General features: G+C 71.8%; 7 protein-coding genes. 4 read left to right on the top strand and 3 right to left on the bottom strand.

The genetic code is table 11. The annotated features are described in order from the left end of the window. Positions 1-90 precede the first annotated feature (90 nt). Positions 91-870 (bottom strand): formylglycine-generating enzyme family protein, encoded by a 780-nt coding sequence (locus WMF14_RS14015; RefSeq protein ID WP_437801455.1) that lies wholly within the window; start codon positions 868-870, stop codon positions 91-93. Positions 871-1631: 761 nt separating this feature from the next. On the opposite strand from WMF14_RS14015, the gene WMF14_RS14020 reads away from it, so the two are divergent. Continuing rightward, the gene (locus WMF14_RS14020; RefSeq protein WP_437804205.1) at positions 1632-3362 is read left to right on the top strand and encodes an OmpA family protein; all 1731 of its coding nucleotides are present in this window, start codon (positions 1632-1634) and stop codon (positions 3360-3362) included. Between the two features lie 162 nt (positions 3363-3524). Here the strand turns inward: WMF14_RS14020 and WMF14_RS14025 are convergent, their stop codons facing one another. Beyond that, on the bottom strand, positions 3525-7169 hold the full coding sequence (locus tag WMF14_RS14025; protein ID WP_437801456.1) for a PHP domain-containing protein: 3645 nt from the start codon (positions 7167-7169) through the stop codon (positions 3525-3527). 11 nt (positions 7170-7180) lie between these two features. Next, positions 7181-8509: a porin gene (locus tag WMF14_RS14030; RefSeq protein ID WP_437801457.1), complete on the bottom strand. Its 1329-nt coding sequence runs from the start codon at positions 8507-8509 to the stop codon at positions 7181-7183. Between the two features lie 211 nt (positions 8510-8720). Between WMF14_RS14030 and WMF14_RS14035 the strand changes: the two genes are divergently transcribed. The 3 genes from WMF14_RS14035 (at position 8721) to WMF14_RS14045 (ending at position 13447) form a co-directional block, all read left to right on the top strand. Next, on the top strand, positions 8721-10388 hold the full coding sequence (locus tag WMF14_RS14035) for a hypothetical protein (RefSeq protein WP_437801458.1): 1668 nt from the start codon (positions 8721-8723) through the stop codon (positions 10386-10388). A 222-nt stretch (positions 10389-10610) separates the two neighbouring features. Beyond that, the gene (locus WMF14_RS14040) at positions 10611-12671 is read left to right on the top strand and encodes a MopE-related protein (protein ID WP_437801459.1); all 2061 of its coding nucleotides are present in this window, start codon (positions 10611-10613) and stop codon (positions 12669-12671) included. A 143-nt stretch (positions 12672-12814) separates the two neighbouring features. Beyond that, positions 12815-13447 (top strand): hypothetical protein, encoded by a 633-nt coding sequence (locus WMF14_RS14045; protein ID WP_437801460.1) that lies wholly within the window; start codon positions 12815-12817, stop codon positions 13445-13447. Positions 13448-13624 lie beyond the last annotated feature (177 nt).

The raw sequence follows: 13624 nt of genomic DNA on the forward strand, positions 1-13624 counted from the left end.
GCGGTGGAACGCCTGTGTCAATCTCTGTCCGCCGCTCTCATACGCGGCCGTCGGCGCTGACGTCTGAAGTTTCGGCCTCGGCCGGTTCTGTCACTCTTCATGGATCTTTCTGGCGCAGCGCACGCCCTGGGTCCGGTTTGTGGGGTCTTCGCTGTTTCTGAACGTCGTATCATAGAGCGTTACGATGGCATTCCCACCGCGAACCACGTATCCCGATGAGCCCGAGCAGCCCTGGTTCGAGCAGTCCTCGCACGGCATCGGATAACCACCGTTGCAGTCCAAGGTCCACTCCGAGACGTTTCCTAGCATATCAGCATGGCCCCACCTCGCGTCGCCGGACGGTGAGAACGAGCCAACAGGCAGGAACGCGGCTACGCTGCATCCGCTGGAGGAGCCGTCTCCTCTGCACTCGTTGGCGGCGAACCCGCGCTCTCTCGAGGCGCCCCACGGATACACCCGCTGCTCCGCGCCGCCGGCGGCGGCGTAGTTCCACTCGGCCTCGGTGGGCAAGTAGCCCCCGTCCCATGCGCAGAATGCGAAGGCCTCGTACCACGTGACGCAATGCATCGGCCGGTGTTCGTTGGGGCCCCGCTCGGCGGTCCATGTCGGGTAGTACTGGCATTCTAGCTGTGCTTTGAGCTGCTCGGTGTTTGCTGTGAGCGAAGATGTCCACTCGAATTGCCACCCGCTATCGGTCACGCCTGGTCGCTCCCCGGCTCCGAGCGCCGGGGGTTCTCTGCGCGTCCCCTTGAGCGCCTCCACGAACGCCCGAAATCGCCCTACCGTGACCTCGTATCTGTCGAGCCTGAAGTCGCTGACGGTGGCTGGATAGCTCTCCTCATTGCTCCGGTAGAACGTGCCTCCCGGCACGAGGTCAGCGGCGCAGCAATCCGCGTCTCCGTCGGGCCCGCAGCTCACTCCCGTGCCAGGCGCGTCGCCGCCCTGGCAGCTGGTCGGGACGCACACGCCGTCGCGGCACCCCGGGAAGGGCGGCGCGCACGGCGCCTCCTCGACCCATGCGCCCCCTTCACATCGCCGCGGCTTCTCACCTGCGCACCCGCGCTCGCCCTCGGTGCATGGGACACATCGGCCCTTTGCACAGACTGGCGCCTCTCCACTGCAAGGCCGCTGGGGAACCCACTCCCCATCTGCGCACTGCCGGGGCGTATCGCCGACACAGTCGCGCGTGCCGTGCTCGCAACCTCCTGCGCCGGAGCTCGAGTCGATGTCACCGCCGGCTCCGTCTCCTCCAGCGCTCGCCCGCGGAGCGTCCTTGAAGTCGTCGAGCCCGAGCACCAGGCCGCAGCCCGTCATCCCGGCCGCGATCGCCAGCGGAGCCATCCGCGCGCCCGCGTCGTGGCCCGTGCGCCGCCTTTTTACCGTCGACATGCGGCCCACGCTACACACCGTGCCGAGGTCGCGGAGGCACCGCGCGCCAGCCCGCCGCCTCAACCCCGCGCGCCCCGGACACAGCCGCCGTCTTCGGCGGCGGTCCTCGCACCCCCTGGTTCGACCCAGGAGACATCCTCCCCCGGCCCGAGTAGTCTCCCGCCCGGACGCCGGCCCGCATGCGGCGGAACGCCCGCGTCAACCTCGTTTTTCGAGCGTTGCTTGGAGGACAGCTCACCGTGATGGATCGACGAAACCTGCCGGGCCGTGCGCCGCGACGCCCGTCGCGCCTTCGCTGCGCGCTGACCGCAGCGGCCCTGGCCGCACCGGCCCTCGCCACGCTGGCGCCCTCCGCCGCCCGCGCGCAGGACCGGACCTTCTACCTCGATCGCCTCAGGATGGCCGGCGCCCCCGACGACGGGATCGGCGTCTGGCGTCCGCACATGGGGGAACGGACGCGCTTCTTCGGGCAGCTCGGGCTGGGGATGTCGGTCCACCCGCTCCGCGACGACAACTACGTCGACAACCTCGCCGTCGAGGAGCGGATCGAGGGCGACGGACCCGTCACCGCCCAGCTCATCACCTACCTGAACGCGGGCGTCGAGATCCTCGGCCGTGGCGCGCTCCAGGTCTCGTTCCCCATCGTCCTCTTCCAGGACGGCAACCAGACCTACCACCGCGAGATCGGCCTCAACCAGAGCGTCGACCTGAAGACCGCCTCCCCGATGGACCTCCGGGTCGACGCGCGCTTCGTGGCCCTGGAGCTCGACGAGCGCCGCTTCCGGCTGGGCGTCACCGGCGCCGTCTTCGTGCCCATCGGCAACAACTACTCCTTCGCCGGCGACCGGGGCGTGAGCAGCTCGTTCGGCCTCGGCGCCGAGTACGACTTCAAGGATTTCTTCGTCACCCTGAACACCGGCGTCGCCATCCGGCCGCGCGTGCAGCTCCACGAGCTCGTCGTCGGCAGCGAGCTCACGTACGGCGTCGGCGGCTACGTCCCGCTCCTCGACGGCAAGCTCCGCCTCGGGGCCGAGATCTTCGGCTCGTTCGGCCTCCTCAAGGAGACCGCGGGCGAGCTCGATGCCTCGCCCATCGAGTGGCAGCTCAACAGCAAGATGTTCCTCACCAAGGACAAGGCGGTCTACGTGGGCGCCGGCGTCGGCACCCGCATGAGCGGCGGCTACGCGCCCGATTTCCGGGGGGTCGCCCTCGTCGGCGGCTCGTTCGGCATCGCCGACTCCGACGCCCGCTCGCCCGGCTTCAACTACGTGATCACGGCGGAGAAGGACACCGACGGCGACGGTTACCCCGACGTCATCGACCTCTGCCCGGAGGACCCCGAGGACGGCAAGCAGCCCAAGCCGAGCGACGGATGTCCGGACATGCCCGACCGCGACGGCGACGGCATCCCCGACGTCGTCGACAAGTGCCCGGACGACCCCGAGGACAAGGACGGCATCGACGATCGCGACGGCTGCCCCGAGGAAGACGCGGACCAGGACGGCATCCCCGACGCCGAGGACAAGTGCCCGAAAGAGCCGGGGCAGGTCGTCGTCGAAGACCCGGAGAAGAACGGCTGCCCCTTCTACATCCGCAGGATCACGGGCTCCGCCGAGATCGAGATCATGAAGCAGGTCGAGTTCGAGTTCGACAGCTCCAGGATCCTCCCGCAGAGCTATCCGATCCTCGACGAGGTGGTGCGCCTGCTCAAGGCGAACCCCGAGATCAAGCTGCTCAGCATCGAGGGGCACACCGACAACCAGGGCACCATCGACTACAACGACCGGCTCGCGCACAACCGCGCTATCGCGGTCAGGGTCTACCTGATCAACAAGGGCATTCAGTCGGAGCGGCTGACCTCCGTCGGCTACGGCTCCCGCCGGCCGCTCGTGTCCAACGACACGCCGGACGGCCGGCAGCGCAACCGGCGCGTCGAGTTCCATATCAAGTCGCAGTCGATCGAGGGCCGCTAAGCTCCGGCCGGAGCGGCCGGCCTATTCTCCCCCCGAGATCAAGCGACGTTTGCGTGCACGTGCCCCGTCATGTGCACGCAAACGTCGTCTCCTGAGCGCCGGCCGGGTTCGACCCGGCCGCGCGGGCGCGTCCCACGCAAGCGCGCTCCCGGGGACCGGCGCTCAGTCGTCGCGGTGCGCGAGCGCCGGGCGACGATGGTCGCACTTGCCGGGGATCGGAAAGCCGCAGACCGCCTCTTCCGTCAGGCAAACCTGCTGGGCGGGGCACTGGTCCGGATCGAGGACGTCCGGATCGCAGGGACGAGAGCAGAAATCGGGCCTCGCCAGCGGGGCGTCGTAGCGGCCGTCGCCGTCGACATCGATGTAGATCGGGTTCGTGATCGCATAGGGCGGGACCGGCGACCAGTCGGGCACCGTCGGCGTGGGCGCGAACAGGGCGCTGAGCGCGGGGATCCTGCCGAACGCGTCGCCGGCCAGCCGGGACAGCTGGATCTCACCGAAGGGGACGTCCAGGGAGACAGGGCTCATGAGGTTCCTGTCCTCGAGCCCCATGGCGATGATCACCACCCAGGAGTCGCGATCCGGCGCCGTGAAGGTGACCTTGCCGCGCACGTCCACGATCGCGCTCGGCGGCATGGCCGGCTCCAGCAAGCGGACCATCCGGCCGTTCAGGTAGATCTCCACACGATCGACGCCGAACCAGCTCGCCGTCTGGACGTCGAACAGGAGCTCGAGCGACTCCCCGGCGCTCGCCGCCGCCACCTCACCATACGTCTTGCCGCGGATCGTCGCGCGGATGAAGGGGCCGTACGTCGCGAAGGCGTGCGCGCCCCGCAAGCTCTCGACCGCAGCCGGCGCCTCGAGGGCGGCAGGGGAGTCGGTCGCGCTCCGGAAATAGGTCCGCGGGAAGCCCGGCTCCTTCGACCCGTCGTGGCTGTCGCTGCTGGCGATCTGCGCCGGCGCGAAGCCCCGCTCGAGGTAGCGGAAATAGTCGTCCACCTGGCCTGCGCGGTACGTGCACGGCGCGTCGCGCGCGTCCTCGGGGACCGGATCGCCGCCGAGCGCCGCGGGCCCGCAGAGCTCCTGGCTGTCGGAGGTTGTTCCGGAGAAGCCCCAGTTCTTCGCCTGCTCGTCGGGCGTCCGGGCGAGGATGCGCTTCATCAGCGCCCACGCGAGCTCGGTGCGGGCGCGGCGCTTGCAGTCGGAGACAGCGAGAGCGAGAGCGACGCCAGCCGCGCCTGCGCCTGGGGCGCCGCCCGGCGCGGACGCCGCCGCGCACGGCGCTCGCAGCCAGCCCGCCACCTCGGGGCACGCCGCCTCGATCTCGGCGGCGCTCCCGGCGGCGTTCAGCCGCGCGAGGCAGCGGTTCCAGTCGACGACCTCGGCCACGCTCGGCGTGCGCACCAGATCGAACCGCTTGCCGTTGATGACCTCCATCGCGTCGAACGCGCAGCTGGCGGTCCGGAAGACGGGGTTGTTCTCCTCGAGGAACGTCGGCGTCCGGCCCATCGTGTACGTGTCGACGCCGAGCTGGTCGATGTAGCCGAAGAAGCCGTCGCGCGGGTGCGCGACGATGGTCAGCGGCGCCACCGTGCCGTCGCCGGAGGCCCGGATCGCGTCGAGGATCGCCCCGCCGGGCTCGCACGTCCAGTCGTGCGCCCCGTGGCCCGGGACGTCGAGCTCGTCGTACTCGAGCGGGAACCCGATGAAATGCCCCTGCTCCAGCGTGGTGATCTCCGCCCCGACCGCCGTGGCGAGGTGAGGCGCGAGACCGAGCGCGCGCGCGGTCGGCCGGTAGTCCGTCTCGACGTCGTGGTCGGTCGACACCGCGAGCTCCACGCCCTCCGCCGCCACGGCGGCCACCCGCCGCGGCAGCGCCATGCCGCTGTCGAAGCTCGGCTCGGAGTGGAGGTGCATGTCGGCCGACATCCACCCGCTCGTGTCGACCTCGCGCACGAGCGTGGCGTCGAGCTGGAACGTGCGGCCCGGCGCGAGCGTGACGTCGCGCTCCACGTAGATGCCGTACTCGATGCCTCGCGACACCGTGATCCGGTATCGCCCCGGCTCGATCTCGACCTCTCCTTCGCCGGTGGCCGTGACCTCGACGGCGCGGTTGCCGTTCCCGAGACGCCCGTCGCCGAGGTAGACCCTGCGCCGGCCGTCGCCCTGGAGCCTCCGCCCCGCCTCGTCGAGCGAGGCGAAGGCGAGCTTGGCCGGCACCCGCTGGCCTGCCTCGTCCGCGACGCGGTAGCGCACCCTCGCCGGCGCGGGGAGGCGCGGCGACACGGCGACCTCCTGTCCGGCCCGCAGGCTCACCCGGACGGGCGCCGACATCGCCGTCCCCGCCGCGTTCCTCGCCACGAGCAGGTAGCTGCCGGGCGGCAGGGCGCCGCGGAAATCGCCGTCTTCGGACGGGTCGAGGCCGAGATCCGCGTCGATCTCGTCGATGAGGCCCACGTCGCCGCGCGCCTCGCGGTTGGCCGCCACGAGCTCGTCCAGCGAGGCGATGGGCCGCGCGGGATCGGGATCGGCGAAGACGAACACGCGGGCGTTCGGCGCGGCCTCGAGGGTGTCCTCCCAGAGCACGTGGCCGCTGACCGCGCCCGTCGCGGTCCCGCGGAGCCGGTGCATCACGCCCGTCACGCTCGAGACGTCGCCGTCGCCCACGGCGAGGTAGCGCTCGTAGCTGAACGCGCGGTGGGCGTCGCACGCCGCGTCGTCCTCCTCGCTGAACAGGCACGATCGGCTGGCGGACAAGAACGCCGTCGCCGCGCTCGCGAAGAGGGGCACGTTGACCACCGATGGCGCCGCGCCCTCCTCGGCCTTCGTGAAGTAGCCGTAGCTGACGTCGCCGCCCGCCGCGGCCACGAAATCGAAGGTGAGCGGCGCCTGGAAGGAGTTCCGCCCCGCGTTCCACGCGTCCTGGACCGCCGTGTCCTCGTCGAAGCCCGCTCCGGGCGCGAAGACGTCGTTCTGGTTGCCGAAGAACACGAAATCTCCGGCGACGATGCCGGCGCGGCGCGACGACGCCTCCTGCGCGGCCTCCGGCGGGTCGCCGAGGATGCCGCCGAACACGGAGACCGGGGCCGTGGCGTTGTCCAGCGGCAGGACGTCGCTGCACGCGCAGGTCAGGCAGCCGCCCGGATCCTGCTGAACCCCGTTCGGGCACGGCGCGCAGCTCCTCTGGGGCTCGCAGCCGGGCGGCGGCCTGTCGTCGAGCAGGAGCACCGTGCGCACCGTCACGAACCGATCGCCCGGGTGAAGGAGGTAGTCTGTCCGGAAGCGGATCCTGGAGCGGACGTCGGGGAAGAAGAGGCCGAGCAGATCCTCCTGCGCCCGGAGCAGGCCTATCGCCTCGAACAGGAACTCTCCGTCTCCCTCGACGCGGATCCCGGCCTCTGCGCCGTCGGAGCCGTCCGCGAGCACGGAGACGTCGGTCGCCGTGGGGTCGGGCACGATGAGGTTGGCGAGCGAGAACATCTCCGCGAACCGGTCCCGCCCCTGGCCGCCCTCCTCGCCGATCCGGCCGCGCCGCCGGTCGACGTCGACGATGGCCCCGCCGAAGATCCCCGGCCCAGGCGAGTCCCGCCCGCCAAGGATCGCCACGCGGATCTGGTCGTTCTCGAGGAGGAAGTCGCCGATGTCCGCCATCGCCACCGGGCCGCCGACGAGCTCGGCGCGCTGCTCTATCCGCTTGGCGCGGAGCAGCCGATCGCCCCCGCAGCTCGGCAGCGCGGGGGCGGCGAGCGCGGCGGCGGCGAGCGGGACGAGCGCTACCCTGGTGAGCGAGCGGTGGGTTCGCCGCACAGAGATCTCCCCTACAGCGAGAGCTGGAGTTGCAGGAGGAGCGCGTCGTTCGAGAGCGACAGCCCGCCGAGCTCCTCACGATGCGTGTATTCGAGCTGTGCCTTCACCAGATCGTCGTACGCGTGGTAGCTCACGCCGCCGGTGAGCACGAGGTTGTCTCCTTCATCGTCGATATCCAGGTTGGGGTCGATCCACTCCACCCGACCCGAGACACCGAGCCTCCGGGCGATGAGCATGTAGCCTGCCTCGAAGACGAGCGCGAGCGACGAGACCGAGGTGATCTGCGCGATCGGCTGGGTGGGCACCGCCTTGGGGCTCGCCCCGGTCCAGAGCACCTCGCCGAGCACGTGCAGCCCCGCGGCGTGCACCAGGACGTCGGCGCTCGCGCCATAGAGCGCGCGCGCGCCGCCGTCGCTGAAGAAGCCGTCGGCGCCGACCCCGAGGCGGAAGGGCGAGCGGGCGACGTCCTGGAGCGTACGGCCGAGCGGGCCCTGCGGCTCGGTGGCGACCCGGCCGGCGACGGCGATCCCCTCGAAGCGGTTGCCGAGGGGAGCGAGGCTCTCGGAGGGACCTGCGTAGAACTGATCCGAGCGCTGGAAGGCGTTGTAGACGCCCGCGTGACAGCTGAAGGCGCGGTCCTGGAAGTGCCCTTCGGCCTGGATCCCGACCTGCGTGAACGGGGCGATCGCGCGGACGGCGAGCGGCCGCTCGGCGAGGGCGCCGTCACCGGCGCCGGTCATCGCCGAGCGCGAGAAGGGCACGGTGCGCGCGCCCGCGATCACCTCGAACGCGCGCGCCGCCGTGACGCCGGCCCACGCCTCGTGGATTCGCGCCGTCCCCTCGTCGTCCCCGGCGAGCTCCGTCGAGATGGCGAACCGCACGAGCCCCGCGACGTCGCCGCGCAGCCCGGCGCGGACCCGGCGCAGCCGGAAGCCGGGCCGCTCGGCGCTGTCGCCGGCCTGGCTCAGCGCGTCGTCGCCCACGTAGGGCGCGGCTTGCAGCGCGAGCAGCGCGATCGGCGCGATCTCCAGCGGTCCGAGCGCGACCCGCACCCGCTCCCGGAAGCCCGGCGGCAAGAGGTCGCCGCTCGCGGCCGCCGGAGACGCCGGCGCTGGCGCCTCGCGCGGCCGTGGCTCCCGCGCGGGCGCGCTCGCCCGAGCGGCCGGCGCCGCTGCGCCTTCCGGCTCGCCGGCCGCCTCGACCCCGCCTGCCTGCGCGTCACCCGGGCTCGCGATCGCGGCGGCGGGCTCCTCCGCCGCGGGCTCGGGCTCCTGCGCGCGCGGCGTCGCGGCGGCGAGGAGGACTGCGGCGCCGCCTGCGACGCGAGCGAGGTGCCTCATGGATTCAGGTCTCCTGGAGGGCTGCCTGGAGCGCCCCGTGCCGCTCCGGATGGCCAGTGGTCGTCCCCCCGCGCCGTGTCCACCCGGCGAGGTGCCCGGGAAACTAGAGGAAGACACGCGGCGCTGCAATCCGCGCGGCGCGCTGTGCTAACGCTCGCGGTCTGCCCGCTCCTCGCGCAGCAGCGGAGGGAAGGGGAGCGCCACACTTCTTATGGAAATGCCCGGTTCGAGCCCGCCCGACAGCGATCCCGCGCCGCGGGCCGACGCGTCCGCCGCCCCAGCACCCCCACCTCCCGGCGCGGCGGCGCCTCCCGCGGTCGGGAGCGAGAAGCGCTGGTCGAGCGACAGGGCGTTCGTCGCGACGTTCGTGCTCCTCGCCGTCGCGGCCGTCGTGCCGATATGGCGGGTGCGGTTCCTGCCGCTGCTCGATCTGCCGAACCACCTCGCGGCCGTCCATATCTGGCACAGCTTCGATGAGCCCTGGACGCGCTTCAGGGACTTCTACGAGCTCAGCCTCCGTCCGGCCCCGTACGGCGCCTATCACATCCTGACGCACGTGATCGCCTATGCCGTCGGCCTCGAGAACGCGAATCGTGTCGTGCTCTCCGGTTATGTGCTCGCCATTCCGGCGGCGGCGCTCGGCTGGGCGCGCCGGACGCGGCGCAGCCCCTGGCTCTCGTTCCTCACCTTCCCGCTGGCCTTCAGCCTCTCCTGGGCGTGCGGCTTCCTGCCGTTCCTCGTCGGGGTCGCGCTGCTGCTCGTCGGCGTCGTCGCGCTGGACGCCTACCTCGATCGGCCGAGCCCCGGGCGCGGGGTCGCCGTCGCGCTGCTCAGCGTCGGCTGCGGCCTCAGCCATCCGCTCATCCTCTTCGGCTATTACGTCTGCGTCGCCGTGCTGATGCTCTGCCACCTGCCCCGGTGGTCGCGGATCGCCGTCGCGCTGCCGCTCTTCGCGCCCGCCGTCGCGCTCGTCCTGTGGCAGCTCGTCGCCTTCAAGAGCCCCATGGTCGATCTGCGGAGCGGCCCGCGGTTCCAGGGCGTCTGGGTGCCATGGCACGAGATGCTCCGATCGTTCCCCGAGTACACGCTCGACTCGGTATCGGGTGATCTCGACACCCGGCTCTTCTGGGTGCTCGTCGCGGTGGCGTCGCTGCTGGGACTCTCCGGCGTCGCTCGGCGTTTCCTCCCGGGCCGGAGCCTTCCCGCGCGCGAGCTGGCCCCGCCTTCCGGCTCGTTCCTCGACCGGCTGCACCGCCATCGCTCTCTCGCCCTCTGCGCGGCGATGGCGCTCTGCTATTTCCTCGTGCCGCTGCACCTGGCTCGCCCCTTCGACTGGTGGTTCGTGAGCGGGCGTTTCTCCCCGTTCATCTGCTTCTTCGGCTTCCTGGCCATCACGGCGCCGCTCCAGGGCCGCTCGCGCCTCCTGATGGCCCCCGCCGCGGCGGCCGCGCTCGTGCTGCCGCTCCACCTCTCGGAGAAATATGCGCGCTTCGATGAGCGGGTCGAGCCGTTCGCCCGGATGGTGGAGCGGATCCCGCCGGGCGCCGAGGTCCTCTTCTTGACCCTGCCTCCAAGGACCGATGAATCGCTGATCATCGAGGGCACGAACCACTTCTCGTCGTGGGTGCAGATCCTGCACGGGGGCTTCAGCGCGGACGGCTGGCACAACGTGGGTTTCCCCTTCACGCTGAAGCGTCGTCTCCCCGCGCCGCCGTCGAACCGCGGTGAGTGGTTCAAGCCGGATGTCCATGGCGTCGCGTACGATTACGTGATCCTCCGGAACGAGCGGCCGGATAAACCGCTGTTCACCGCGGCGCACCCCTCATTTCGCCGGATCGAGCGCGCTGGCGCCTTCACGCTGTACCAGCACACGCGCTGAGCGACGCCCCGGTCGCACCTCCGCTCGGCGCAGCCGAGAGCGCCGCGGTCGTGTGTCGCGTGTCGCGTGTCGCCGAACACCCGGCGCGCATCGGTGATGTCCAGGCCAGGCGCCTCATCCCCGCCGATCTGCCGTCGTTCCAGGCACCGACAGGGTAGTCTACGATCCTTGCGGTCGGCCACCCCTCGGGTGCGTCGCGCCGAGGAGGGGAGCCGCTTGCCGATGTCGACAAGAACCCGCGCAGTCCGTCGCCGCCCGCTGGCCTGGAGCGGAGGGCTCGCCGCCGTGGTCGGGCTCGCGCTGGCGTCCGGTGTGGCGCCGTCCTGCGCCGGCGCGGCAGGCCCCGACATGCCGCGAGGAGGCGGAGGCGAGGGCGCTGCCGATTGTCCGGCCGACTGCGCCGCGGACCCGACCGCCCCGCTGTGCGACAGGGAGACGGGCGACTGCGTGGCCTGCCTGCCCGGCCCCGTCGCGTGCCCGCCCGGTCATTATTGCGATCCCGAGGCGAAGCGCTGCCTGGCCGGCTGTGAAGCCGAGTCCGACTGCGCTGCTCCGCTCACCTGCGATCCAGCGAAGCACGCCTGTGTTGCCTGTATCGTCGACGGCGACTGTCCCCTGGGCGCGCTGTGCACCGGAGAGGGCGAGTGCGTTCAGGGCTGCTCGGCGGCGCACCCGTGCGAGAGCGGCGCGGCGTGCTGCGATGGAGTCTGTCGGGACCTCCAGACGGACGCGCTGAGCTGCGGCATGTGCGGTCGCGCCTGTCCGGAGCTCTCGCACGCCGGGATCGGCTGCGTCTCGGGCGCGTGCGCGCTCACCGCCTGCGAGGACGGGTTCCTCGACTGCAACCACGACCCGGCGGACGGGTGCGAGCACGATGAAGCAGAGCGCGGGCGCTGCTCGTGCACGCCGGGCGACACGAGGGCGTGTTACGAGGGACCGCCCGGCACCGAGGGGGTCGCTCCCTGTGCCCCCGGGGTCTCCACGTGCAGGCCGAGCGGCCTCTCGTGGGGGCCGTGCCTCCACCAGGTGCTGCCGTCGCTCGACGTGTGCGCCGACGGCGTCGACAACGACTGCGACGGTACCGTCGACAACACACCCGATCAGGACGGCGACGGGTGGACGATCTGCGATGGCGATTGCTGCGACTCCCCGTCGGACGGGTGCAGCGCCCCGGCTCTCGTGAACCGCGGCGCGTTCGAGGTGGCGGGCAATGGGATCGACGACGACTGCGACGGCGTGGCGGACAACACCGCGCCTTGCGACGCCGGGCTCACGAGCGACTCGGCGACCGCGCTCGATTACGCGAAGGCGATCGACCTCTGCGTCACCACGACGGCGAGCCCGCCGTCGCGCTCGCAGCGCACGTGGGGGGTCCTCTCCGCGAGCTTCCACCGCGCCGACGGCGCCGGCGCGCCGGCGGCGGCCCAGCGGTCGATCCGCCAGGGCTTCGGCTCCGGCATCGCTCCGCTCCGGGGCGCGCGGCTCGCTGTGCTCTCGACCGGCGTCGCCGCGGCCGAGGCGGCGCCGAACAACACGAGGCCGAGCTTCGCCCCGTTCCAGGGCGGCCAGGACATGGGGACGTCGAGCAGGGTGCCCGCGGACTGGCTCGACGCGAACGGCGACAACCTCCCGAACGCGCCCGGGTGCCCTGACCCGCAGGGCGGCGCGACAGCCTACGATCCCGTGATGCTGAAGCTGCGCGTCCGCGTGCCGACCAACGCGAGCGCGTTCAGCGTCTCGACGTTCTTCCTCTCGTCCGAGTATCCCGAGTGGGTGTGCAGCCGCTTCAACGACTTCTTTCTGGCGCTCCTCGACTCGACGTTCGAGCCCTTTCCAGGCGAGACGGCGAACCCGGCGGACGGGAACCTCGCCTTCTATGACCCGCCGCCCGCCGGGGCGCCGGTCTACCCGCTGGGCACGAACCTCGCGTTCGGTGGCACCGGGCTCTTCACCCAGTGCGTGAACGGACCGACCGGGTGCGGCGGCGGCGCCACCCCCGGCACGACGACCACCTGCACGAGCATCGCCCAGCTCCGGGGGACGGGGTTCGATGCCACGAGGCCGCGCGCCCAGTTCGACGGTGAGCCCGGCTGGTGCGGCTCGAGCGAGCGCGCGGGCGGCGGGACCGGATGGCTGGTCATGCACGGCAATGTCACCCCAGGTGAGATCATGGAGCTGCGCTTCGCACTTTGGGACACCGGCGATCCCTGGAACGATTCCGTGGCCCTCCTCGACAACTTCCAGTGGTCGACGTTTGCCTCGACGCCCGGCACGCGCGAGTGAAGCGCCGCGCAGTGCGGGGGCGCGCGACCGCAGCGGACGGACGGCGACCCGATTACACTGCGCGGCGCACCGAGGACCGCGGCACGCATCCCTCGGCCTCGCGCTCGTCAGGAGCGCTTCCGTTCATCACCCAAGGAGACTGCATGAGGAGAACGATCACGCCGCTCGCGCTGTTGCTCGCGAGCCTGTCTTTCGCCACGCTCGGCTGCGATAGCAAGGGGAGCGACGCGACCCCGGGGGCGGTGGCCGAGGGCAAGCCGACCGAGAGCGCCGCCCCTGCGGCGACGACGGCCGCGCCGGCGGCGACGGCGGCCGTGCCGGCCGTGGCGACCGCCGAGCCGACGGCCGCTGCGTCGGCCGCGCCGGCGGAGACGGCCGCGGCGACCGCCGAGCCGGCGGAGACGGCCGCGCCGAAGGCGACGGCCGCTGCCTCTGCCGTCGCGGCCGCGGGACCAGCGTCGACCGGCGCTGCGCAGGCGGGCGAGAAGAAGTTCGAGTGCGGCGCGAAGGGCCAGAAGCTCTGCCCGATGCAGGCCTGGATGAAGAGCACGATGGCCTCCGCGACCTCGAGCGGCGACGCCGCGAAGATCGCGACGGCGCTGCAGTACGTGGCAAGCAAGCCGCCGCCCGGCATGGGCAGCTGGGTGGGCATCTCGAAGGCCGGCATCGCCAAGGCGAAGGCCGGCGACGTCGACGGCGCGAAGGCGAGCTGCAAGCAGTGCCACGACCTCTACAAGGAGCAGTACAAGAAGACGATGCGCGATCGCCCCTGGTGAGCGCCCGCAAGCGGCGCGGCGGACCCGCTCCGGTTCGCGCCGCTCGCCGCTGCGCCCCCGCGGCTCGCCGCAGCGAAGTTCCCGTAACCGAACGGCATTTCGCGGTCTCACGGCGCCCTCGCGAGCGCTGCGCGCCGCTTCCTGGAGCGCCGCGAGCGGCGAGCGTCGCCGTCGCGC

Source organism: Sorangium sp. So ce693 (genome assembly GCF_051521375.1).
Lineage (GTDB): Bacteria > Myxococcota_A > Polyangia > Polyangiales > Polyangiaceae > Sorangium > Sorangium atrum.

Bases quoted from the DNA above. Each gene is read 5' to 3' on its own strand.
- WMF14_RS14035 (WP_437801458.1), top strand. From the start codon at position 8,721: ATGGAAATGCCCGGTTCGAGCCCGCCCGACAGCGATCCCGCGCCGCGG.
- WMF14_RS14030 (WP_437801457.1), bottom strand. From the start codon at position 8,509: ATGAGGCACCTCGCTCGCGTCGCAGGCGGCGCCGCAGTCCTCCTCGCC.
- WMF14_RS14045 (WP_437801460.1), top strand. From the start codon at position 12,815: ATGAGGAGAACGATCACGCCGCTCGCGCTGTTGCTCGCGAGCCTGTCT.
- WMF14_RS14020 (WP_437804205.1), top strand. From the start codon at position 1,632: ATGGATCGACGAAACCTGCCGGGCCGTGCGCCGCGACGCCCGTCGCGC.
- WMF14_RS14040 (WP_437801459.1), top strand. From the start codon at position 10,611: ATGTCGACAAGAACCCGCGCAGTCCGTCGCCGCCCGCTGGCCTGGAGC.